25 protein-coding genes are annotated in these 20948 nt (G+C 73.1%); 13 read left to right on the forward strand and 12 right to left on the reverse strand.

What is annotated here, in order from left to right; genetic code table 11:
• The first annotated feature begins 152 nt into the window (after positions 1-152).
• The 3 genes from AC07FV_RS14310 (at position 153) to AC07FV_RS14320 (ending at position 3847) form a co-directional block, all read left to right on the forward strand.
• Positions 153-1475 (forward strand): aldehyde dehydrogenase family protein, encoded by a 1323-nt coding sequence (locus AC07FV_RS14310; protein ID WP_479087262.1) that lies wholly within the window; start codon positions 153-155, stop codon positions 1473-1475.
• Between the two features lie 235 nt (positions 1476-1710).
• On the forward strand, positions 1711-2601 hold the full coding sequence (locus AC07FV_RS14315; RefSeq protein ID WP_479087263.1) for a glycoside hydrolase family 19 protein: 891 nt from the start codon (positions 1711-1713) through the stop codon (positions 2599-2601).
• Between the two features lie 154 nt (positions 2602-2755).
• The gene (locus tag AC07FV_RS14320) at positions 2756-3847 is read left to right on the forward strand and encodes a sulfite oxidase (RefSeq protein ID WP_479087264.1); all 1092 of its coding nucleotides are present in this window, start codon (positions 2756-2758) and stop codon (positions 3845-3847) included.
• An 11-nt stretch (positions 3848-3858) separates the two neighbouring features.
• Here the strand turns inward: AC07FV_RS14320 and AC07FV_RS14325 are convergent, their stop codons facing one another.
• On the reverse strand, positions 3859-4701 hold the full coding sequence (locus AC07FV_RS14325) for an MBL fold metallo-hydrolase (protein WP_479087266.1): 843 nt from the start codon (positions 4699-4701) through the stop codon (positions 3859-3861).
• A gap of 256 nt (positions 4702-4957) precedes the next feature.
• Positions 4958-5416: a pyridoxamine 5'-phosphate oxidase family protein gene (locus AC07FV_RS14330; RefSeq protein WP_479087267.1), complete on the reverse strand. Its 459-nt coding sequence runs from the start codon at positions 5414-5416 to the stop codon at positions 4958-4960.
• 270 nt (positions 5417-5686) lie between these two features.
• Here AC07FV_RS14330 and AC07FV_RS14335 point away from each other — a divergent pair, with 270 nt between their 5' ends.
• Both AC07FV_RS14335 and AC07FV_RS14340 read left to right on the forward strand, forming a co-directional pair.
• A complete protein-coding gene (locus tag AC07FV_RS14335; RefSeq protein WP_479087269.1) occupies positions 5687-6082 on the forward strand; it encodes a VOC family protein in 396 nt (131 codons plus the stop codon).
• Positions 6083-6126: 44 nt separating this feature from the next.
• On the forward strand, positions 6127-7206 hold the full coding sequence (locus tag AC07FV_RS14340) for an adenosine deaminase (RefSeq protein ID WP_479087271.1): 1080 nt from the start codon (positions 6127-6129) through the stop codon (positions 7204-7206).
• On the opposite strand, the gene AC07FV_RS14345 is transcribed toward AC07FV_RS14340, so the two are convergent.
• Both AC07FV_RS14345 and AC07FV_RS14350 read right to left on the reverse strand, forming a co-directional pair.
• Positions 7188-7703: a mycothiol transferase gene (locus AC07FV_RS14345; RefSeq protein ID WP_479087272.1), complete on the reverse strand. Its 516-nt coding sequence runs from the start codon at positions 7701-7703 to the stop codon at positions 7188-7190. The genes AC07FV_RS14340 and AC07FV_RS14345 overlap by 19 nt on opposite strands.
• A gap of 25 nt (positions 7704-7728) precedes the next feature.
• Complete coding sequence (locus AC07FV_RS14350) at positions 7729-8613, reverse strand: LysR family transcriptional regulator (RefSeq protein WP_479087274.1); 885 nt, start codon at positions 8611-8613, stop codon at positions 7729-7731.
• A gap of 128 nt (positions 8614-8741) precedes the next feature.
• Here AC07FV_RS14350 and mgrA point away from each other — a divergent pair, with 128 nt between their 5' ends.
• Complete coding sequence (gene mgrA, locus AC07FV_RS14355) at positions 8742-9734, forward strand: L-glyceraldehyde 3-phosphate reductase (RefSeq protein WP_479087276.1); 993 nt, start codon at positions 8742-8744, stop codon at positions 9732-9734.
• 5 nt (positions 9735-9739) lie between these two features.
• On the opposite strand, the gene AC07FV_RS14360 is transcribed toward mgrA, so the two are convergent.
• Both AC07FV_RS14360 and AC07FV_RS14365 read right to left on the reverse strand, forming a co-directional pair.
• Positions 9740-10024, reverse strand: coding sequence for a DUF1905 domain-containing protein (locus tag AC07FV_RS14360; RefSeq protein WP_479087278.1), 285 nt, complete (start codon positions 10022-10024; stop codon positions 9740-9742).
• A gap of 86 nt (positions 10025-10110) precedes the next feature.
• Complete coding sequence (locus AC07FV_RS14365; RefSeq protein WP_479087279.1) at positions 10111-10491, reverse strand: nuclear transport factor 2 family protein; 381 nt, start codon at positions 10489-10491, stop codon at positions 10111-10113.
• 377 nt (positions 10492-10868) lie between these two features.
• Between AC07FV_RS14365 and AC07FV_RS14370 the strand changes: the two genes are divergently transcribed.
• Entirely contained in the window at positions 10869-11279 is a 411-nt protein-coding gene (locus tag AC07FV_RS14370) for a hypothetical protein (protein WP_356610740.1), read from the forward strand.
• 23 nt (positions 11280-11302) lie between these two features.
• Here AC07FV_RS14370 and AC07FV_RS14375 read toward each other — a convergent pair whose 3' ends face one another.
• The gene (locus AC07FV_RS14375; protein ID WP_479087280.1) at positions 11303-12589 is read right to left on the reverse strand and encodes a streptophobe family protein; all 1287 of its coding nucleotides are present in this window, start codon (positions 12587-12589) and stop codon (positions 11303-11305) included.
• A 204-nt stretch (positions 12590-12793) separates the two neighbouring features.
• Between AC07FV_RS14375 and AC07FV_RS14380 the strand changes: the two genes are divergently transcribed.
• Positions 12794-13903, forward strand: coding sequence for an ABC transporter substrate-binding protein (locus AC07FV_RS14380; RefSeq protein WP_479087281.1), 1110 nt, complete (start codon positions 12794-12796; stop codon positions 13901-13903).
• A 108-nt stretch (positions 13904-14011) separates the two neighbouring features.
• Here the strand turns inward: AC07FV_RS14380 and AC07FV_RS14385 are convergent, their stop codons facing one another.
• The gene (locus tag AC07FV_RS14385; RefSeq protein WP_479087282.1) at positions 14012-14428 is read right to left on the reverse strand and encodes a PRC-barrel domain-containing protein; all 417 of its coding nucleotides are present in this window, start codon (positions 14426-14428) and stop codon (positions 14012-14014) included.
• On the reverse strand, positions 14425-15006 hold the full coding sequence (locus tag AC07FV_RS14390) for a PRC-barrel domain-containing protein (RefSeq protein ID WP_479087284.1): 582 nt from the start codon (positions 15004-15006) through the stop codon (positions 14425-14427). The genes AC07FV_RS14385 and AC07FV_RS14390 overlap by 4 nt, the downstream gene beginning before the upstream one ends.
• A 144-nt stretch (positions 15007-15150) precedes the next feature.
• Here AC07FV_RS14390 and AC07FV_RS14395 point away from each other — a divergent pair, with 144 nt between their 5' ends.
• Positions 15151-15606, forward strand: coding sequence for an ATP-binding protein (locus tag AC07FV_RS14395; RefSeq protein ID WP_356610745.1), 456 nt, complete (start codon positions 15151-15153; stop codon positions 15604-15606).
• A gap of 99 nt (positions 15607-15705) precedes the next feature.
• On the opposite strand, the gene AC07FV_RS14400 is transcribed toward AC07FV_RS14395, so the two are convergent.
• Positions 15706-16593 (reverse strand): RNA polymerase sigma factor SigF, encoded by an 888-nt coding sequence (locus AC07FV_RS14400; protein WP_384700841.1) that lies wholly within the window; start codon positions 16591-16593, stop codon positions 15706-15708.
• 244 nt (positions 16594-16837) lie between these two features.
• Between AC07FV_RS14400 and AC07FV_RS14405 the strand changes: the two genes are divergently transcribed.
• On the forward strand, positions 16838-17230 hold the full coding sequence (locus tag AC07FV_RS14405) for a helix-turn-helix domain-containing protein (RefSeq protein WP_479087285.1): 393 nt from the start codon (positions 16838-16840) through the stop codon (positions 17228-17230).
• A gap of 42 nt (positions 17231-17272) precedes the next feature.
• On the opposite strand, the gene AC07FV_RS14410 is transcribed toward AC07FV_RS14405, so the two are convergent.
• On the reverse strand, positions 17273-17875 hold the full coding sequence (locus AC07FV_RS14410) for a ClpP family protease (RefSeq protein WP_383649602.1): 603 nt from the start codon (positions 17873-17875) through the stop codon (positions 17273-17275).
• A 1-nt stretch (position 17876) separates the two neighbouring features.
• Positions 17877-18530, reverse strand: coding sequence for an ATP-dependent Clp protease proteolytic subunit (locus AC07FV_RS14415; protein WP_479087286.1), 654 nt, complete (start codon positions 18528-18530; stop codon positions 17877-17879).
• Positions 18531-18812: 282 nt separating this feature from the next.
• On the opposite strand from AC07FV_RS14415, the gene AC07FV_RS14420 reads away from it, so the two are divergent.
• The 3 genes from AC07FV_RS14420 (at position 18813) to AC07FV_RS14430 (ending at position 20938) form a co-directional block, all read left to right on the forward strand.
• Positions 18813-19295 (forward strand): VOC family protein, encoded by a 483-nt coding sequence (locus tag AC07FV_RS14420; protein ID WP_479087287.1) that lies wholly within the window; start codon positions 18813-18815, stop codon positions 19293-19295.
• A gap of 112 nt (positions 19296-19407) precedes the next feature.
• Positions 19408-20205 (forward strand): VOC family protein, encoded by a 798-nt coding sequence (locus AC07FV_RS14425; protein WP_479087289.1) that lies wholly within the window; start codon positions 19408-19410, stop codon positions 20203-20205.
• Positions 20206-20236: 31 nt separating this feature from the next.
• On the forward strand, positions 20237-20938 hold the full coding sequence (locus AC07FV_RS14430) for a ribonuclease H family protein (protein WP_479087290.1): 702 nt from the start codon (positions 20237-20239) through the stop codon (positions 20936-20938).
• The last annotated feature ends 10 nt before the right edge of the window (positions 20939-20948 follow it).

The following is a 20948-nucleotide window of genomic DNA, read 5'->3' on the forward strand; positions in this document are numbered from 1 at the left end:
GATTCTCGCGATCGGGGCGTCGCGTGACGAGGGCGCCACGGAGGAGGGGCCTCGCGGCGGGTCGCCGAGACGGGAATTGTTTCTCGGTGTGAAAGGTTGGTTATTGCATCTACTGTCCGCCGACCGTCTTCCCCCCACCTGCGAGGCACATCGTGAACCACTCCGCCCCCGAGCAGCCCGCCGAGGTCGCGGCCCGCCTGCGCGCCGCCTTCCGCACCGGCCGCACCAAGCCCGTCGAGTGGCGCACCGCCCAGCTGCGCCGGTTGCGCGCGCTGCTGACGGAGCAGGGCCCGGAGCTGGAGGCCGCGCTCCACGCGGACCTCGGCAAGAGCGCGGCCGAGGCCCAGCGGACGGAGATCGGCTTCACCGTGCGCGAGATCGACCACACCCTCGACCACCTCACCGACTGGCTGCGCCCCGAGCCCGCCCCCGTCCCGGCCCATCTCGGCGCCGACGCCACCGCCTGGACGCAGTACGACCCGCTGGGCGTCGTCCTGGTCATCGCACCCTGGAACTACCCGGTGCAGCTCCTGCTCGCCCCGGTCGCCGGCGCCCTGGCCGCGGGCAACGCCGTGGTGGCCAAGCCCAGCGAGCTGGCCCCGGCCACCTCCGCCGCGCTGGCCCGGCTGCTGCCGGAGTACCTGGACGCCGAGGCCGTGGCCGTGGTGGAGGGCGGGGTCCCGGAGACGACCGCGCTGCTCGCCGAGCGCTTCGACCACATCTTCTACACCGGCAACGGCACGGTCGGCCGGATCGTCATGCGCGCCGCCGCCGAGCACCTCACGCCGGTCACCCTCGAACTGGGCGGCAAGTCCCCGGCGTTCGTCGACCGCGACGCCGACCTCGACGTCGTCGCCGCCCGGCTGGCCGGCGGAAAGTTCCTGAACGCGGGCCAGACCTGCGTGGCCCCCGACTACGTCCTGACCGATCCGGAGACCGCCGCCGCGCTGGAGCCCGCGCTGGTCCGCGCCGTCGAGGCGCTGTACGGAGCCGACCCCGCCGAGTCGGCGGAGTACGCGCGGATCGTGAACGAGCGCCACTTCGACCGGCTGGCCGGCCTGTTGGACTCCGGCCGGGTGGTCGTCGGCGGCGACAGCGAGCGGGCGCGGAAGTACATCGCGCCGACCGTCCTCGCCGACGTCGCTCCGGACGCGCCGGTGATGCGCGAGGAGATCTTCGGGCCGATCCTGCCGATCGTCACCGTGTCCGGCCCGGACGAGGCGATCGCGTTCGTCAACGACCGCGACAAGCCGCTGGCCCTCTACGTCTTCAGCGCGTCCGACGGAACCCGGGAGCGGTTCGCCGCCGAGACCTCCTCCGGCGGCCTCGGCCACGGGCTGCCGCTCGCCCATCTCACCGTCTCCGACCTGCCGTTCGGCGGGGTGGGGGAGAGCGGCATGGGCAGCTACCACGGCCGCTGGTCCCTCGAGACCTTCAGCCACCGCAAGGCGGTGCTGAGGAAGCCGCTGGCCTGACCGCGTCACTCCGCCACGCCAACCCGGCCGCCCACCGGCCGGGTTGGACTGGTCTACACCCTTGACTGGTACAGACCAACGCGGTTGAGTGTGCCTCCACACCCCCCACCACGGCCGCCCCCACGCCGTGGCCGGTCCGACCGGCACGTGCGCACAAGGCTCCGCTGCTCCCTGTCCCTGTACGGGAGCTGTCCTTGTACGGGAGCGGCCGTGCCCCGCCGAAGGAGGCAGACCCGTGTCGAGGCGCCGTATATCCGCACTGGTGACCGCACTCGCCCTCGCCGGAGCCGTGCCCGTGCTCCTGCCCGCCACCGAGGCGTCGGCCGCCGCCTGCTCGAGCTACCCGAGCTGGACGGCCGGCAGGTCGTACAACGCGGGCGACATCGTCCGCTACACCGACGGCAAGGCCTACATCGCCGAGCACGCCAACCCGGGCTACGACCCGATCATCAGCACCTGGTACTGGGAGCCGTACGCCTGTGACAACGGGCCCGGGACGCCGGTCGGTAACTTCGTCGTGAGCGAGGCCCAGTTCAACCAGATGTTCCCGGGCCGGAACTCCTTCTACACCTACCGCGGCCTCACCGCCGCGCTCAGCGCCTACCCCGGGTTCGCCACCACCGGCGGCGACGCCACCAAGAAGCAGGAGGCGGCGGCCTTCCTCGCCAACGTCAGCCACGAGACCGGCGGACTCGTCCACGTCGTCGAGCAGAACACCGCGAACTACCCGCACTACTGCGACTGGGGCCAGCCCTACGGCTGTCCCGCCGGACAGGCCGCCTACTACGGGCGCGGGCCGATCCAGCTCAGCTGGAACTTCAACTACAAGGCCGCGGGCGACGCGCTCGGCATCGACCTGCTGGGCAACCCCTGGCTGGTGCAGAACGACGCGGCCGTCGCCTGGAAGACCGCCCTGTGGTACTGGAACACCCAGTCCGGGCCCGGGAGCATGACCCCGCACAACGCGATGGTGAACGGCGCCGGCTTCGGCCAGACCATCCGCTCCATCAACGGCTCCCTGGAGTGCGACGGCAAGAACCCCGCGCAGGTCCAGAGCCGCGTCAGCAAGTACCAGCAGTTCAGCCAGATCCTCGGCGTCTCGCCGGGCGGCAACCTCTACTGCTGAGCCGCGCCGGTCCCGTCAGCGTGTCCGGCACGGACGCGGTGACGGGACCGTGCCGAGAGGGGCACAGCCGCACTGGCCGCGCCGACGCCGGTCGCGACGGCCTTGTACCGCGACGACGGGCGGCCGTAGGGGCGGAAGCGGATAATCGGGACACATGGGCCTGTGGGGCAAGCGGGACGACATGACGGTGCACGAGCGTGACCCGTTCAACGCCGAGCCGCCCCGCTCCGCGCTGGCCGACGCGCCCGTCACCCCCGTGGACACCTTCTACAGCCGCAACCACGGCCCGGTCCCCGAGGCGGACCCGGCGACGTGGATGCTGGAGGTGGACGGACTCGTCGACCACCCCCTGACCCTGTCCCTCGACGACCTGCGCACGCGATGGGAGCCCGCGGACGTCGAGGTCACCCTCGAGTGCGCGGGCAACCGGCGGGCCGGCCTGACCGAGGTGCGCGACATCCCGGGCGAGACCCCGTGGGGCCCGGGCGCTATCTCCACCGGCCGCTTCCACGGTGTCCGCCTGGCCGACGTGCTCGCCGACGCCCGTCCGCGGCCCGGGGCCGCGCATGTCGCCCTCGCCGCACCGGACGTCTCCCCGCTCTCCCGTCCGCCGCAGCCCTACGGCTGCTCCGTCCCGCTCGCCAAGGCGCTGGGCCCGGAGGTCCTCCTCGCCTGGTCCATGAACGGCGCACCGCTGCCGCGCGTGCACGGAGCGCCGCTGCGTGCGGTCGTCCCGGGGTGGATCGGCGCCCGCAGCGTCAAGTGGCTGACCCGTGTGACCGTACGCCGCACCCCCTCGGACAACTACTTCCAGGCCGTCGCCTACCGTCTGCCCCCGACCGGTTCCGGTCCGGGCACCGCCGCCCCCGACGGGGCCGGCCTCCCGCTCGGCCCGCTCACGCTGAACTGCGCGATCCTGCGCCCCGACGACGGGGCCCGCCTGCCGTGCGGCCCGACGCCGGTCACCGGCTACGCCCTGGCCGGCCGGGGCCGCACCGTGACCCGCGTCGAGGTCTCCCACGACTCGGGCCGAACCTGGCGCCGGGCCGACGTGGACGCGGCCGCCGGCCCGTGGGTGTGGCAGCAGTGGCGCACCACGCTGGACCTGCCGCACGGCGACGTGGAGATCATGGCCCGCGCGTGGGACTCGGCCGGCACCGTCATGCCCGAGTCGCCCGGCCGGCTGTGGAATCCCAAGGGCTATGCCAACACCTCGTGGCCGCGCACCCGCGTCCGCTGCGGCTGACCCGGTCCCGCTCAGACGACGACCGGCGCTCCGCCGCCCGGCCGCAGGACGGCGCGCTGCCCGTGGCGGCAGTGCACGACGCGGTCCGCCAGCCCCGCCCGGTCGGCCTCGGCGAGGAAGTCGTCGATCGGCGAGCGGAAGACGGTGTAGTCGCCGTAGTGCACCGGCAGGATCAGCCGTGCGCGCACGAGCCGGGCGACCTCCGCGCCCTGGCGACCGTCCATCGTCACGACGAAGCCGCCGGGCAGGGTCGTGCCGCCCAGGTGCAGCACCGCCAGGTCCGGGCCGGGAAAGCGGCGTGCGATCTCCTCGACACCGTCGAAAGGCAGGGTGTCCCCGGAGACGTACAGGCGATGCAGCGGCGGCTCGTCGACGGGCCCGAACTCCAGCAGACTGCCCATCACGGGTGGCAGCAGGCGCCGCAGGACCGGTTGGCCGGCGTGCCGCCCCGGCAGCGCCGTGACCCGGACCTGGGTCCCGTCGCGGCGCACCGTCTCCTCCTGCCAGGTGCGCAGTCCCACGGCCCGGTGGAAACCGTGCACGCCCTGCAGGCGCCGGGACGCGTGCGGCGTGGTGACGATGGGCAGCGAGCGGGACAGGTGCCGCCGTGCGCGTCTGTCCCAGTGGTCGCCGTGCAGATGGGACAGGACCACCGCGTCCAGGCGCGGCAGGTCCGCCGGGTCCAGGGCGGGCTCGGTCAGGCGCCGGCTCACCAGCCCGTAGCCGAGGTGAGCCCGCCGGCCCCGGTGCAGGAAGTTCGGGTCGGTCAGCAGGCTGAGACCGCGGTACTGGAGGAGCAGGGTCGCGTTGCCTACGAAGTGGAGTCGCAGGTCGTCATCGAGGGACGGGTCCATGGAGGGTTCCTGTCCGGAGGCGGTCGCTCGGGCCCCGGCGAACCGGGCCCGCGGATGGAGGACGGAGTACCCCTCCCACGGCCGCCCACCCGCCGGCGAGGCCACACGGGTCCGGCGCCCGGTCCGGCGTCGGATGACGTACGACCCGGTACGGCGACGCGTGACCCCGCCCGCCGCGGCCGCGCGCCCTGAGGGTGTGAGGGCCTGAGGGCGCGGTACCGACGCGCGCCCGATCCCCACCCCGACGCGCGGTGCGCTACACGGTCCAGGAACCGTCCCGCATGAGGTGCCTGCCCTTCAGCTCGTGCTGCTCGTGCCAGGCCTGCACCGCGAGCGGGCGTACCCGGAAACAGGCGTAGGGTGCCCTCTCCTCGCGCGGATCCCAGCCGGTCCTGGCCAGGAACGCCCCGGCCGCCGACGGGGGAGCCTCACGCGCGCCGAAGGTCTCCACCTCGCCGTCGATCAGGACGACGTCGCGGGTGTGACCCAGCGCCAGGCGGACCCGGCCGCCGTCCCGCAGGTTGCGGCCGGTCGGGTTGGTGGGCCGGGTCCACAGCCAGACCGACTCCTCGTGCCACACGAACCAGAGCGGGACCAGGCACGGCAGGCCGTCGGCGTCCGCCGTGGCGACCCAGATGTCCATCTCCCGTGCCAGTCGGTCCAGGACGTCCTGCCGGCGTCGCGCGGGCGGGCGCGGTGGTGCGGTGATCTCCATGATCGTGACGCTAGTGCGCGGGCGCCGCCCGCGCCTCGGCCCCGAGACTTAGGACCGGAGACCGGCCCGGGACCGGCGCGGGACCGGCGCGGGACCGGCGCGAACCGTCCGGGACCGGCGTACGCCGGCCCGGGACTGGCGGCAGGGGAGGGGTGGCCTCGGACCGGCGCAGGGACGGCCCGGGACCGGCGCAGGGACGGCCCGGGACTGGCGCGAGGGTGGGTTGTACGTATAACCTCTCCCGTCAATCGTCCCTCCCGAAAGGCTCCGATGAGACGCATCGCCCTGGTCACCCTCGTCGTCGACGACTACGACGAGGCGATCCGCTTCTACACCGAGGCCCTCGGTTTCCGCCTCGCCGAGGACGCGCCCCGGCCCGACGGCTCCCGCTGGGTCGTCGTCGAGCCCGGCACGGAGGGCGCCGGCACCGCGCTGCTGCTGGCCCGGGCCAAGGGCGAGGCCCAGCGGGCCCGGGTCGGCGACCAGGCGGGCGGACGTGTCGGCTTCTTCCTGTACACCGACGACTTCGCCCGCGACCACGCCCGCATGACCGCCGCGGGCGTGACCTTCCTGGAGACTCCCCGGCACGAGCCCTACGGCTCGGTGGCCGTCTTCCAGGACCTGTACGGCAACCGCTGGGACCTGCTCCAGCCGTCCGCCTCCTGACCCGTCCCGAATCCCCGCACCGAACCGCCGAGGAAACGCCGCACATGTCATCTACGCGCATAGACACCGAGACTCTCCGCCGCCTCCCCAAGGCGGTGCTGCACGACCACCTCGACGGCGGCCTGCGTCCCGCGACGGTCGTGGAACTGGCGCAAGGCGTCGGACACACCCTGCCCACCACCGACCCCGACGAGCTGGCCGCCTGGTACTTCGAGGCCGCCAACTCCGGTGACCTGGTGCGCTACATCGCCACCTTCGAGCACACCCTCGCCGTGATGCAGACCCGCGAGGGGCTGCTGCGCACCGCCGAGGAGTACGTCCTCGACCTCGCCGCCGACGGCGTCGTCTACGGCGAGGTCCGCTACGCCCCCGAGCTGATGCTGAAGGGCGGCCTCACCCTCGCCGAGGTCGTCGAGACCGTCCAGGAGGGACTGGCGGGCGGCATGGCCAAGGCGGCCGCCGCCGGCACCCCGGTCCGCGTCGGCACCCTGCTGTGCGGGATGCGCATGTTCGACCGCACCCGCGAGACGGCCGACCTCGCGGTCGCCTACCGGGACGCGGGCGTCGTCGGCTTCGACATCGCGGGCGCCGAGGACGGCTTCCCGCCCGCCGACCACCTGGACGCCTTCGCGCACCTGCGCCGCGAGAACGTGCCCTTCACCATCCACGCCGGCGAGGCGCACGGTCTGCCCAGCATCCACCAGGCGATCCAGGTGTGCGGCGCGCAGCGCATCGGGCACGGGGTGCGCATCACCGACGACATCCCCGACCTCGCGGCCGGCAAGCTGGGCCGCCTCGCGGGCTGGATCCGCGACCGCCGGATCGCCCTGGAGATGTGCCCGACCTCCAATCTCCAGACCGGCGCCGCCACCTCGATCGCCGAGCACCCCGTGACGGCGCTCAAGGACCTCGGCTTCCGCGTCACCGTCAACACCGACAACCGCCTCGTGTCGGGCACGACGATGACCCGCGAGATGTCCCTGCTCGTCGAGGAGGCGGGCTGGACGGTCGAGGACCTCCGCACGGTCACCGTGAACGCGGTGAAGAGCGCCTTCATCCCGTTCGACGAGCGCAGGGCTCTCATCGAGGACGTCGTCCTGCCGGGTTACGCCGCGGCGCTCTGAACCAGTCCGCGCGCATAGGCGGCCTGTCCGACGTGCTGGAGATCGTCGGACAGGACGCTGACCAGGCGCGCGCCCAGCGTGACCGGCGGGTCCCAGTTCTCGTCGACGATGCGCTCCAGGTCCTTCGCGGCCAGGGAGCGCAGGGCCGTGAGCGTCTGTTCGTGCACGGCGTCGTAGTAGCCGGTGAGCAGCTCCGCCGAGTCGACCCGGACCCGTGCGACCTCGGCCGCGCTGTGCCCGTACCCGGTGTCCTCGGGTGGCAGCCCGAGGCCGAACCGCTTCTCCCACTCCGCGGTGAGCCACACCTGGTCGAGCCCGAAGGCGTCCGCCACGTGGTCGTCCTGGACGCGGGTGAGATGCCAGACGAGCCAGGCGACGGAGTTGGCGCCGTCGGCGGGGCGGGCGTTCAGGCCGTCGGGGTCCAGGCCCTCGACGGCGGAGTGGACTTCTTCCCTGATGCGGCCGTAGCCCTCGATGAGGATGTCCTTCGCGTGCATGCGTCCACCATCGCGCAGTCCGCCGTCACACGCTCCCCGTTTCGAGCAGCCCCATCAGCGCCCGCGCCGCCGGGCTGGTGGCCTGCGCGGGCGGCAGCAGGGCGATGGTCTCGTACGCCGCCTCGTCGCCGTCCTCCAACGGGAGCGAGGTCAGCGAGGCCCGCTTGTGCCGGAAGTGCCGCGGCACGACCGCGATGCCGAGGTCCTCGTCCAGCAGGTCCAGCAGACCGTGCACGTCGTTCACCTCCAGCGCGACGGTCCGCCGCACGCCGGCCGCGGCGAAGGCCGCGTCCGTGACGCGGCGCGGACCCCAGTCGGGGTGGAAGTCGACGAAGACCTCGTCGGCCAGGTCGTGCGGGGACCGCACCGCGCCGGCCGTCGCGAGGCGGTGGCCGGGGTGGCACAGCACCGTCATCGGCTCGCCGGCCAGCGACACCGACCGCAGCTGGTCGGTGTCGTCCTGCGTCCGGTAGGCGAAGGCCAGGTCGAGCCGCCCGGCCCCGACCTCCTCGGCCAGCTCGCCCGAGCCCGCCTGCCGCAGCCTGATCTCCACGTCCGGGTGCCGGCGCCGGAACGCCGCGAGCAGCCCCGCCACCGGCACCCCGGCGATGCACTGCTCTGCCCCCAGCGACAGCGTGCCGCGCAGGACGCCCTGCACCGCGGCGACCGCCTCGTGCGCCGAGCGGACCTGCGCCAGGATGCGCTCCGCCTCGCCCAGGAGCGCCCGGCCGGCCTCAGTCAGCGTCACACTGCGGGTCGTGCGCACGAACAGCGGCGCCCGAAGCTCGCGCTCCAGGGCCCGGATGGACGCCGAGAGGCCGGACTGGGAGACCAGCAGCCGTTCCGCCGCCCGGGTGAAGTGCTGGTCCTCGGCGACCGCCACGAAGTGCTGGAGATGACGCAGTTCCATGACTCAGAAGCGTAACCGCACAATCCCATCGGATTCTTCTGTTGGACCACTGCCCGCAGGTCACGACAGAGTGGGAGACGGTTCCGCCCAAGCCCCGTACCCCGGGTGCCAACCCCTCTGGAGTCGCGTTGTACACCGCACACCCCGACCGCTACGCGGACATGCCCTACCGGCGCACCGGACGCAGCGGTCTGAAGCTCCCCGCGCTCTCGCTCGGCCTGTGGCACAACTTCGGCCCGGACCGTCCCGTCGAGACCCAGCGCGCCATCCTGCGCCGCGCCTTCGACCTCGGCGTCACCCACTTCGACCTCGCCAACAACTACGGCCCCCCGCCCGGCTCCGCCGAGTCCGCCCTCGGCGAGGCGCTCAAGGCCGACTTCGCGCCGTACCGCGACGAGCTGGTCATCTCCACCAAGGCCGGCTACCTGATGTGGCCGGGCCCGTACGGCGAGTGGGGCTCGCGCAAGTACGTGCTGTCCTCCCTCGACCAGAGCCTGAACCGGATGGGCCTGGACTACGTCGACATCTTCTACTCGCACCGCCCCGACCCGGAGACTCCCCTGGAGGAGACGATGGGCGCCCTGCACACCGCGGTGCAGCAGGGCAAGGCGCTGTACGTCGGCGTCTCCAACTACTCGCCCGAGCAGACCCGCGAGGCCGCGCGCATCCTCGCCGAGCTGGGCACCCCGCTGCTGATCCACCAGCCGCGCTACTCCATGCTGGACCGCCGTCCCGAGACCAGCGGCCTCCTGGACACCCTCGACGAGCTCCAGGTCGGCTCCATCGCCTACTCCCCGCTGGAGCAGGGCCTGCTGACCGGCCGCTACCTCGACGGCATCCCCGAGGACTCGCGCGCCGCGAGCGACAGCCCCTTCCTGAACTCCGACGCCCTCACCGGGGAACTGGTCGGCAAGCTGCGCGAGCTGAACGAGATCGCGGGGTCCCGCGGCCAGTCGCTCGCCCAGATGGCCCTCGCCTGGGTCCTGCGTGAGGGCCGGGTGACGTCCGCGCTGGTGGGCGCGAGCAGCCCGGGGCAGCTGGAGGACAGCGTGTCGGCGATCGGGAACCTCGCCTTCGGCGCCGACGAGCTGACCCGGATCGACAAGATCGTCGCGCGGTAGGGCGTTCAGCCGAGCCGCTCCTCCAGCCGGACCGTGACCGTGTCGCCCTCCGCCTTGCCGACGGCCCGGCGGAGGGCGGCCTTCACCGGCAGCTTGTGCGTGCCGTCGCCCAGCGCCATGAAGGAGCTGCGGAACGGGTGCCCGTCGAGAGTGCCGCGGACCTTGACCAGTCCGCGCGTGCCGAAGAACTCGGCGGACTTCGGCCAGACCACATAGGTCCAGCCACCCTTGTTCGGGCTCTTGCGCAGCGTGGCGGTGAATTCCTCGTCGAGATCCCGGTTCGTGGTCATGACGGCTTCGCTCCCAGGGGTGTCGGTGGCCCGTTTCCCGGTGGACTCCCGGGGGCGGCGGAACTCATCGCCCGCACCGCGGCCGGTCACACCCCCGCGGGGACCCGGTCCAGGAAGCCGAGCACGGCCCTGATCCGCCCCTCGGCGTCCAGCGTGACCACGTCGGACCCGGCCACGGGTGCCGAGCCGTCGGCCTCGCTCACCAGCTCCCAGGAGAAGCGCGCCGTGTCGTGGTGCCCGTCGACGGTGCCCGAGGGACGGAACACGAAGCCGGGGAACTGCGCGTGCACCGCCGCGATCACGGCCGCGATCTGCTCGTGGCCGCGGGCGTCGGCCAGCGGGTCGGTGTAGCTGCCGTCATTGGTCCAGGCCGCGGCGACCGCCTGGGCCACGGCGTCCGGCCCGGCGTTCCAGGCCTGGAAGTAGCGGGTGACGGCGTCCTCGAAACGGGTGGTGGGAGCGGACACGATGATCGACCTCCATCGAGACGGTGTGTGCTGGTCAGCAACCGGGTGCCGGCAGCGGCGACCCGATGACGCAACCCTGCCCGCGGCTGTCGCCGCCGTCGATTACCCCGGGGGTCATGCCCGTCTCCCTCGGAGGTGGCGGGAGACGCCGGTGCCGGGCCGGTGGAGGCGGGGCCGCCCGCCGTAGGGTTTCGGCCACCAATGACCGTGAATATGCCAGGAGACTGGCCGGAAATTCATGGTGACAGTGGTTCAGCACTGAACATACTCACCTCTAGGGCGTCTCACACCATGCGACAACGTCCTCACGCACCGCACACGAGTCACGCGGGCGCCGGCCCGACCGGCCGGCGGGCCGGGCGACGGGGAGGGGAGCAGTGCACGACGAGTTCCTGTGCCATGTCACCGCCTACGGCGTCTGTGACGGCCGGCGCATCGGCGTCCCCCTCGGCACCTACCGCGCCCCCACCCTCGCCCTCGCCCTGTGGTGGCTGCGCGACCGTGCGTCCTGGATCGCCGAACGACTCGACCCGCAGCCCGACAGCCCCCACTTACCCCGCGGCGCCCTGACTCCGGTCGCCGACGACGCACCCGACGTTTCGCGCGTGCTGCGCACCTGGTGCGCCGACGACGTACAACAGGAGCTGGTCGCCGACGAGTTGGCGGCAGGGCGCCTGGTGCGCGTCGCCACCAGTGACGACACCACCGAGTACGAGCTCATGGCCGAGTCCGTGGACGCGCTGCGCATGCAGCGGGCCTCTCCGCCCCTGGTCGTCCCCGTCGCCTGAACCGGGCCTCAGACCTCGCGGCCTCACTTCCGGGACGGTGCCTCCCGGTCGGCCCGCCGGGCCGCCCACCGCGCGAGCGACGCGCCGAGGAATCCCGTGACCAGCCCCCACAGCAGGGCGAGACCGACCGCGCTCCGCAGCCGCGGCCGCAGGAACAGCTCCCCGGCGAGCCCGCCGGCCAGGTCGCCGATGCCGAGCACCGACAGACCGTAGTGCGCGGAGATCCGCCCCACGAGCGTGATCATGAGGACCGTGAGCGCCAGCCCCACGGCCATGTGCAGGGAGTGCACCCAGGCCGGTGTCCCGGCCGGAGCGCGGGACGCCAGCAGGAATCCGGCCGCCAGGAGCAGGACCGCCGCGGCGACCAGGAGCCACCACCACCGCCCGTCGTGCTCGGCGAGCGTCCCGAGGTTCAGCGTCGACATGTCCGGCGTGCGCAGCACCTCGTCCAGGACGTGCGGCATGGGCAGGCCGAACGGCCCCTCGACCCGCCCCTCCCAGGTGGCGCCCAGACCGATCGTCAGCGCCGGCCACGCCAGGTTCGGCAGGCCGAGCAGCAGCACCGCGAACGTGTCCGCCGGGTGCCCCCGCGTCCCGGCGACGACCAGCCCGACGACACCGCCGACGACCACGTACGCGAGCAGCAGGGCGGTCATCGCGTACGCCGTCGGCCGCACCGAGGGCAGATGGCGCAGCAGCCGTCCGGGCAGCGGCGCCCCGCGCGAGACCAGCAGGGCCAGCAGGAGCACTCCCGCCAGCCACAGCAGTCCGAAGAGGACGGTCAGCGGCACGTCCGTGGTGAACCCGACCGTCGGCCTGACGCCGAAGAGGTCGCCGAGGTCGCTCAGCACCCCTTCGCCGAGGGACACCTCGAAGGTCTGCCGCGCCGCGAAGGCCAGTCCGAGCAGGGCGAGCAGCCACAGGACGGCGATCCGGCCCGCCCAGCCGGCCAGCTCGGCCGCGGAGGCCACGGCCCGGCGACGCAGCGGCCGCAGGAAACCCAGCGCGATCACCAGCGCCCCGGTCAGGGTGACGGACAGCGGCATGACGGTCAGTCCGGCATCGGTGTCCGCGAACCCTCCGGCGTTCCCGGACAGCTCCAGGGCCCCGCCCACGGCGGTGACGACGGTCGCCGTGACGACCCGGGGGAAGGCGTTGTCGGGCAGGTCCGCGGCGCCGGCCGCCCACAGTCCGAGCGCGGCCACGACCCCCATGGCGATCAGCCCGGCCAGCACCACCCCCAGCGCCTGGAGCCAGCCGTGCGCGGCGACTGCCGAACCGGGGGGACCGGAGGGGGTTGGCGAACTCACGCTGCCACGCTAAGCAGCGGCCGCCGGTCCCGCCCGCCCGACACGGCCGTCCGCGCCGGGCCCGTACCCGCGACGGTGACGCGGCGGAGCCGGACGGCGCGGAGCCCCGATAAGCGGTTGCCCCACGGCGACGGCGGTGGATGCAATGACCGCCGAGCGGCCGGGCGACCGGCGACCGGCGCGTCACAGGGGAGACATCGGCACATGCGTACACCAACCTCGTCGCCCCCGGACCGGCCCCGCGGAGCCCGCGTGCGGATCGGCGCTCTCGTGCCGCTGAGCCGGCCCGGCTGGACCGAGGCGGGCCACCACCTGCTCGCCGGGCTGCGACTGGGCGTGCGCGAGGTCAACGACTCCGGGGGGATCGCCGGCCGACCGCTCGAACTGGTGGTCAGGGACACCGCGGCGGACCCGGACAGGGCCGCGGCGGCCGTGGACGAACTCGCGGGCCTGGGCGTGGCCGCCCTCGCGGGGGAGTACCACAGCGTCGTCGCCCGCGCCGCGGCCGCACGGGCCGACGCCCTCGGCCTGCCGTTCCTCTGCTCCTCCGCCGTGCTGGACGCGCTCACCGAACGCGCGACACCCTGGGTGGCGCGCCTCGCCCCGGCGCAGTCCCACGGCTGGCGCACCTACGCGGACTTCCTCCTCGGTGCCGGCCACCGCCGGATCGCCGTGGCGGCCGAACCGAGCGTCTACTGGGCGTCCGGCGCTCGCCTTCTGCGGGACCACCTCGCGCCCCGCGGCGGCACCGTCATCGACCTCGACGCGCGTACGCTCGCCCCCGCCGCGGTGTGCGACGGACTCGTCGAGGGCCGGCCCACGGCGCTCCTGCTGCTGGTCGGCCACCCCGAGCCGGCGGTGTCCCTCGTCCGGGCCGTCCGCCGGGACCCGCGTCTCGGCGAGGTCCTGATCGGCGCTCCGGCCGGGCAGCCGGAGTTCGCGCGGTGGGGTGCCGCGCTGGGCCGCGAGGGCGCCGCGGTCCCGTTCCTGCGCTACCTGCCCGAACGGCTCGGCCCGCTCGGCACCAGGGTCGAGGCCGCCCTGCGCGAGCGGCTGGACGAGGCGCCCTCCTTCGTCGCCTTCGAGGGCTACGACACCGTGGCGGTCCTAGCCGAGGTGTTGCGTACCCGCGGCGCGGACCGGTCGGGCACCGCCGGAGCCTGGCCGCACGTCGCGGTCGAGGGCACCCGGGGACCGATCCGGTTCTCCCGTGCGCCGGGCATCAGCGTGTGGCAGTGGTCCTGGGCGCCGGTCCAGGTCGTGGACCGCGACCCGGCAGACCCCGGCCGCTTCCGGGTCCTGCACACCGGCTGAGAGGGGGAGCGAGCGGAGACCGTGGGGCGGTGGTGCGCGGGCGGGCCGGAGAGCGCGAAGGCCCGCGGGGCGGTGGCGGGAGGCGCCTCGCCGTGCTTCCGTGCGGTCTCAGCCCTCCCGGACGACGAGGGCGTGGTCGCCCAGTCCCAGCAGGCGGTCCGCAGCCACCTCGCCCCGCGTGGTGAAGACCGCGAGGATCCGGCCCGTCTCGGGCACGAACGCCACGTCGAGCACCGTGCCGTGCCCGGCGCCCGCATCCGTCAGGACCTGCCGGCCCAGCAACTCGTGGCGGTGCGGGACCGATGCGGGGGCCGCGGCGGAGCGGACCCGGACGGCGCCCGGGCCGACCGTCCGCACCACGTCCCACGGCAGTGCGGTCCCCTTGCGGAAGAGACCGCCCCGCAGACGGACGTGGCTCACCGCGCCGGAGGCGATGTCGACGGTCAGGGACGCCACCGTCCCGAGCGGCCCCGCCCCGGCCGCCGGCACCACCGGCAGCCCCCGCACCTCGGTGAAGAGCATCACGGCAGCGCACCCCTCCGCCGGCCGGTGGCCTCGGCGACCACGGCGGTGAGCCCCGGGAGGTCGTCGGCGACATGCCGGACCGCGGCCCGGGGCAGGACCAGGGCCCGGCCGGCCACCGTCAGCGTCTCGCCGCGCGGCACGTACAGCCGGCACCGGTGCCGGGTGGGGCCCGGGGCGAAGCCCTTGCTCGCGGCCACCCGGAAGCCCACGACCCGCCCGCCGGTGCCGCCCTCCACCACGACGTCCAGCACCGTGCCGATCTCGGCACCCGTGTCCGTCATCACGGGCGCCCCCACCACCCGGGCCCGCAGGGTCGGCCGGTGCGCCAGCGCGGCGGCGCCCACCAGCGCCCGCCGGTCGCGGATCATCACCGCGTCATGGCCCAGCGCGTACACGCACGACCAGGGCAGACCCTCCTTCAGGGGCCCGGACAACAGACCGCGGCCGGTCAGTGTGAAACCGGTGATCCGGCTCGCGGCGTCGTCGCATACGGTGTCCTTGACATGGGCGACGGCGTCGCCGCCGAGGGTGACCACCGGCCGGGTGGTGAGGCTTCGTGCGGTCATCAGTTCGTCCATCGCACACCCTTCCCGTACCTCCGGGTGCCCCGCGACACTGTGACAATGCCCGCAGTGTGAAGACGTGAGGACTGCGAGGCCGGGCTCGGGGTACGAGGGCAGGTGCAGCAGCGTCCGGCCAGTCCGGCTTCGAGAGAGAAACGCATGACCGAGTTCCTGGACGGGGCAGTGATACCGACTGGTTTCGACGTACCCGTTGACCCGCTGAGGCAGGCGGCGCACTACTCCGGCGAGCCGGGATGCATCGCGCAGGCACGTGCCTTCGCCTCGCTGTTCCTGGAGCAGCTGAGGACCGAGTGGTGCGCCACGATCGGCCCCCGTGCCGACGGCGCGGTCCTGCTGGTGGTGAGCGAGCTGATCACCAACGCGGACCGTCACAGCAAGGGCCCGTACATCCTGGAACTCGAGGGCACCGACGCCACCGTGGCGGTGACCGTCTACGACAGCAGCGGCGCCGTTCCCGAACGCTTCCCGCGTGACCCCGAGCGTGTCGGCCGGCACGGACTGGAGATCGTCCACGCCCTGGCGGAGGCGGTCGTCGTCGAACACGTGCCCGTCGGCAAGCGGGTACGAGCGACGATTCCCCTCACCGAGGCCTGAGCGCGCCGCCCCACCTCCGCGTGTGGGGCGACCTCCGCGACCTCCGCGACCTCCGTCGGCTCCGCGGCCTCGGCGTCTTTTCGTCCGCCGCCTCCGGCGTCAGGCGCAGCCCAGCTCGCCCAGCATGCCCTCGCGCAGCCGCGTGATGATCCGCTTGATCAGCCGCGACACGTGCATCTGCGAGCAGCCGAGCCGCTCACCGATCTCCGCCTGCGTGGCCTCCTCCACGAACCGCATGTGGATGATCTGCCGGTCGCGCTCACTCAGCTCGGCCATCAGCGGCGCGAGCGAGTGGAAGTCCTCGACGAGTCGCAGCCCGTCCTCCTCGACGCCGATGAAGTCGGCCAGGACCGACTCGCCACCCTCGGGACCGTCCCCGGTCAGCGCCGCGTCCAGCGAGGACGAGTTGTAGCCGTTGGAGGCGATCTGGCCCTCGACGACCTCGCTCTCGCTGATGTTCATCAGCGTGGCGAGCTCCGCGACCGTGGGTTCCCGGTCCAGCCGGGAGGACAGCTCCTCGCGGGCCTTGGCCAGTTCCACCCGCAGCTCCTGGAGGCGCCGCGGCACGTGCACGGCCCAGGTGGTGTCACGGAAGAAGCGCTTGATCTCGCCGACGATGTACGGCAGCGCGAAGGAGGTGAACTCGACCTCGCGCGACAGCTCGAACCGGTCGATCGCCTTGATCAGGCCGATCATGCCGGTCTGGACGATGTCGTCCATGTCGTCCCCGCGCCCGCGGAAGCGGCCGGCGGCGAACCGCACGAGCGACATGTTCATCTCGATCAGGGTGTTGCGCGCGTACTGGTACTCGTGGGTGCCCTCTTCGAGCTCCGTCAGGCGCTGGAAGAACTGGCGGGAGAGCTGCCGTGCGTCACGCGGAGCCACGGCGCGCGGGTCCACCACGCCCAGCAGTGCTCCGTCACCCGTCCTGCTCCCGGTTGTCTCCCCGACGACCTGTGCTTTCGGCCGGATCACGGCGGTCTCCATTACCTCTCCCACGAAAGTCACGGTTCGACGTCTCTCCCTAGGCGCTTCCCGCTTGCGGGTACCCGGGGCGCGGCGGCACATGCCCCCGTGTTTCACGGGTGGCCGAAAAACGGTGCCACGGCGTCTCGACGTGATCTGTCACTCTTCAGGGTAGTCCCGTCCACAGCGAGTGGCACCCGCGGATTTCCCTCTGGGCGCAATGCCGGCCCCTTCCGTCGCGCGGCCCCGCTCCTAGGCTGAGGACGTGACCAGCCATGTGCCGAACGAAGCCCGTGTCATCGCCCTGCGCCCGCAGCCCGCGCGCCCAGGAGCCCGCCCCGCCGCCAGGGAGCCCTTGTGGCGCGATCTGGTCGGGGACGTCCTGCGCCGTGAGCGTCTCGCCCAGGAGCGCACCCTGAAGGAGGTCGCGGAGAGCGCCCGGATCTCGATTCCGTACCTGTCGGAGGTGGAGCGCGGACGCAAGGAGGCGTCGTCCGAGGTGCTGGCCGCCGCGGCGGGCGCCCTCGGACTGGGTCTCGGTGATCTGCTCGCCCGGGCCCAGGGGGAGCTGGTCCGCCTCACCTCGCGGCACACCGGCACGAGCCGGGCCCGCGGTACCTCCGCCGCCCGGCGCGACGGGATGTGCCTGGCGGCCTGACCGCCGTACGGGCCGGCGTCCCGCGGACGCCGGCCCGGCCTTTCACACCCGCGCCAGGCGCCGGCCGAGCACCTCGTCGGCCAGCCCGTAGGCCACGGCCTCCTCGGCGGTGAAGACCTTGTCGCGGTCCATGTCGGCGCGCAGCGTCGTCACGTCGTGACGCGTGTGGCGGGCCAGCACCTCCTCGACCTGGGCGCGGATGCGCACCATCTCCTTGGCCTGCAGCGCCAGATCGGAGACCGTGCCCTGCCGTCCGCCGCTGGCCGGCTGTCCGAGCAGGACCCGCGCGTGCTCCAGCACGAACCGCCGTCCCGGGTCCCCGCCGGCCAGCAGCACCGCCGCCGTGGAGGCCGCCTGCCCGACGCAGAACGTGGAGATCGGCGCCTGCACGAACGTCATGGTGTCGTAGATCGCCATCAGCGACGTGAACGAGCCGCCGGGGGAGTTGATGTAGATCGCGATCTCGCTCTCCGGGGCCGACGACTCCAGGTGGAGGAGTTGCGCGATCACGACGTTGGCGACACCGTCGTCGATCTCGGTCCCCAGGAAGATGATCCGCTCCGACAGCAGCCGGCTGAACACGTCGTAGGAGCGCTCGCCCTGCGGGGTCCGCTCGACGACGCTCGGAATCGTGTAGCTCCCCATGTCACAGCCCCATCCGTCGCCTGGTGGCGGCCGGGCGCACGTCCGCGAGGGACTGGACGACCTGGTCCACCATGCCGTACTCCTTGGCCTCCTCGGCCGTGAACCAGCGGTCGCGGTCCCCGTCCCGGGAGATGGTCTCCGGGCTCTGGCCGGTGTGCTCCGCGGTGATCCGCTCGATGGTGCGCTTGGTGAACTCCAGGTTGTCGGCCTGGATCTCGATGTCGGCGGTGGTCCCGACGATGCCCGCCGACGGCTGGTGCATCATGATCCGCGCGTTGGGCAGGGCGTGCCGCTTGCCCGCCGCACCGACGCTCAGCAGGAACTGCCCCATGCTGGCGGCGAACCCCATGGCGAGCGTCGAGACGTCGTTCGGGATCAGCCGCATCGTGTCGTAGATGGCGAGCCCCGCGTGCACGGAGCCGCCGGGGCTGTTGATGTAGAGGCTGATGTCGGTGCGCGGGTCCTCCGCCGACAGGATCAGCAGCTGGGCGCAGACCCGGTTCGCGGAGACCTCGTCGACCTGGGTGCCCAGCAGCACGATCCGCTGCGTCAGCAGCTGTGCGGCCAGGTGGTCGTCGAAGCGGGTCGCGGGGGTGTCGCCCTCCTCCGCCCGGGGCAGGGCGGCCGGGGCGCGGCCGGTGATGAGTGGAGACATCGGCGCTCCTTGTCGAGTCGTCGAGTGAGCCGTACGCGGCCGGGATGCCGCTGTCCCTCCACTCTTGGCCCGCCACGGCCCCCCGCACGGATTTCTCTGCCCGCGGCAGATTCGCCACGAGCAGACCCCTCCCGCCGTCAGGAGCGGATCGTTCCCGCCGTCACGGGCAGCACACCCCGCCAGCGCACTCCCGCCGTCCGGATCGGTGGCGGCCGACCGATGAGTTCTCCAGCCCGCGCCGGTCGACAGTGGTGACCGCGTTCGCACGCCCAGGAGGTCCGCATGGACACCGACGGATTCACCACGTGTCTCTGGTTCGACGGCCGGGCGGAGGAGGCCGCCCGCTTCTACGTCTCCCTCTTCGAGAACTCCGGCCTCGGCGCCGTCACCTACTACCCCGAGGGGGCGCACCAGCCCGCCGGCAACGTGCTCACCGTCGACTTCACGGCCAACGGCCAGAAGTTCGTCGCGCTCAACGGCGGCCCGATGTTCACGTTCAACGAGGCCGTCTCCTTCCAGATCACCTGCCACGACCAGAAGGAGGTCGACCACTACTGGACCGCGCTCACCGAGGACGGCGGCGAGGAGGGGCCCTGCGGCTGGGTCAAGGACAGGTTCGGCGTGTCCTGGCAGGTCGTCCCGGCGCGGCTGGAGGAGATGTTCCGCGACCCGGACGCCGCGAAGGCCGCGCGCGCCAACCGGGCCATGATGTCGATGCGCAAGCTCGACATCGCCGCACTGGAGAAGGCGTACGCAGGGGAGTGAGCCCGCCGCCGCGCGGAGGCGGAAGGGGATGACCAGCGTGAGAGGACGAGCGTGAGAGGGCGAGCGCCCCACGATCCGGACCATTCACCCCGACGTACGGGAGGCGGCGGTCATGGCCGTCCGACCTGAAGGAACCCCCTGCTGGGCCGACGCGATGTTCGGCGACCTCGAGGGAGCCAAGCGCTTCTACGGCGACATCCTCGGCTGGACCTTCGGCGAGTCGTCGTCGGAGTACGGCAACTACACGCAGTGCTACGCCGACGGCAAGGCGGTCGCGGCCGTGGTGCCGCCCATGCCCGGCCGGGAGGAGCAGGCGCAGTGGTGCCTCTACTTCGCCTCCCCCGACGCCGCGGCGACCGCCGGGCGTATCCGCGAGGCGGGCGGCGAGATCGTCATGGAGCCGATGCGGGTCGACGACTTCGGCACCATGTGCCTGGCGCGTGATCCGTCGGGCGTCGTCTTCGGGATCTGGCAGGGCGGCACCCACGAGGGCTTCGAGGCGACGGCGGAGCCGGGTGCGTACTGCTGGGCCGAGGTGTTCACCCGCGAGCCCGGCACGTCGGACGGCTTCTTCCCGGCCGTCTTCTCCTACACGGCGAAGCAGATGGAGGACGACGGGGTGGACTTCCGCCTCTTCGACCTGGGCGAGGACACCGTCCTCGGCCGGATGGCCATGACGGACGACTTCCCGCCCGAGGTGCCGCCCCACATCAACGTCTGCTTCACCGTCGCCGACTGCGACCACGCCGTGGCCCGCGCCACCGCGCTCGGCGGGGTCCTGCGGTCCGGGCCGATGGACTCTCCCTTCGGCCGGTTCGCCATGCTCGGCGACCCCCAGGGCGCCACCTTCTCGGTGATCGACCTCACGAAGCCGGAAGGGGAGATGCCGAAGGTCACGGACGTCTCCTGAACCCCGTCCGGGCGACCCCCCGCGCCATGGCATGATCGGACGCATGCGTGAACGTGTGGTGGCCGCGTGCGACGGGGCTTCGAAGGGGAACCCGGGTCCGGCCGGCTGGGCCTGGGTGGTCGCCGACGCGGGCGAGGTCCCGGTCCGCTGGGAGGCGGGCCCGCTCGGCCGGGCCACCAACAACGTCGCCGAACTCACGGCGCTGGAGCGCCTGCTGGCGTCGACCGACCCGGACGTGCCGCTCGAGGTCCGCATGGACTCGCAGTACGCGATGAAGGCCGTCACCACCTGGCTGCCCGGCTGGAAACGCAACGGCTGGAAGACGTCCGCCGGCAAGCCGGTCGCCAACCAGGAACTGGTCGTGCGCATCGACGAGCTGCTCGACGGCCGCTCGGTCGACTTCCGCTACGTGCCCGCCCACCAGGTGGACGGCGACCGCCTCAACGACTTCGCCGACCGCGCCGCCAGCCAGGCCGCCGTCGTCCAGAAGCCGGCGGGCAGTGGCCTCGGGTCCCCGGAGCCGCCGCCCGCCCCCGACGCGCCCGCCGCCAAGAAGGCACCGCGCCGGGGCGCGTCCACGGCCCGCAAGAGCGGCGGCGCCTCCGCGCGCACCCTCAAGGCCAAGTTCCCGGGGCGGTGCCTCTGCGGCCGCTCCTACGCCGCCGGGGAACCCATCGCCAAGAACGACCAGGGCTGGGGCCACCCCGAGTGCCGCACGGCGGCGGCCGGCTAGCACCGGGCCC

The sequence above is a fragment of the Streptomyces sp. NPDC045956 genome (genome assembly GCF_056430705.1).

Coding starts and splice junctions, on each gene's coding strand:
- AC07FV_RS14430 (WP_479087290.1), top strand. CDS start 20,237: ATGATCGGACGCATGCGTGAACGTGTGGTGGCCGCGTGCGACGGGGCT.
- AC07FV_RS14390 (WP_479087284.1), bottom strand. CDS start 15,006: ATGGACGAACTGATGACCGCACGAAGCCTCACCACCCGGCCGGTGGTC.
- AC07FV_RS14360 (WP_479087278.1), bottom strand. CDS start 10,024: ATGACCACGAACCGGGATCTCGACGAGGAATTCACCGCCACGCTGCGC.
- AC07FV_RS14340 (WP_479087271.1), top strand. CDS start 6,127: ATGTCATCTACGCGCATAGACACCGAGACTCTCCGCCGCCTCCCCAAG.
- AC07FV_RS14410 (WP_383649602.1), bottom strand. CDS start 17,875: ATGGGGAGCTACACGATTCCGAGCGTCGTCGAGCGGACCCCGCAGGGC.
- AC07FV_RS14345 (WP_479087272.1), bottom strand. CDS start 7,703: ATGCACGCGAAGGACATCCTCATCGAGGGCTACGGCCGCATCAGGGAA.
- AC07FV_RS14335 (WP_479087269.1), top strand. CDS start 5,687: ATGAGACGCATCGCCCTGGTCACCCTCGTCGTCGACGACTACGACGAG.
- AC07FV_RS14415 (WP_479087286.1), bottom strand. CDS start 18,530: ATGTCTCCACTCATCACCGGCCGCGCCCCGGCCGCCCTGCCCCGGGCG.
- AC07FV_RS14350 (WP_479087274.1), bottom strand. CDS start 8,613: ATGGAACTGCGTCATCTCCAGCACTTCGTGGCGGTCGCCGAGGACCAG.
- AC07FV_RS14425 (WP_479087289.1), top strand. CDS start 19,408: ATGGCCGTCCGACCTGAAGGAACCCCCTGCTGGGCCGACGCGATGTTC.
- AC07FV_RS14395 (WP_356610745.1), top strand. CDS start 15,151: ATGACCGAGTTCCTGGACGGGGCAGTGATACCGACTGGTTTCGACGTA.
- AC07FV_RS14330 (WP_479087267.1), bottom strand. CDS start 5,416: ATGGAGATCACCGCACCACCGCGCCCGCCCGCGCGACGCCGGCAGGAC.
- AC07FV_RS14400 (WP_384700841.1), bottom strand. CDS start 16,593: ATGGAGACCGCCGTGATCCGGCCGAAAGCACAGGTCGTCGGGGAGACA.
- AC07FV_RS14380 (WP_479087281.1), top strand. CDS start 12,794: ATGCGTACACCAACCTCGTCGCCCCCGGACCGGCCCCGCGGAGCCCGC.
- AC07FV_RS14325 (WP_479087266.1), bottom strand. CDS start 4,701: ATGGACCCGTCCCTCGATGACGACCTGCGACTCCACTTCGTAGGCAAC.
- AC07FV_RS14320 (WP_479087264.1), top strand. CDS start 2,756: ATGGGCCTGTGGGGCAAGCGGGACGACATGACGGTGCACGAGCGTGAC.
- AC07FV_RS14420 (WP_479087287.1), top strand. CDS start 18,813: ATGGACACCGACGGATTCACCACGTGTCTCTGGTTCGACGGCCGGGCG.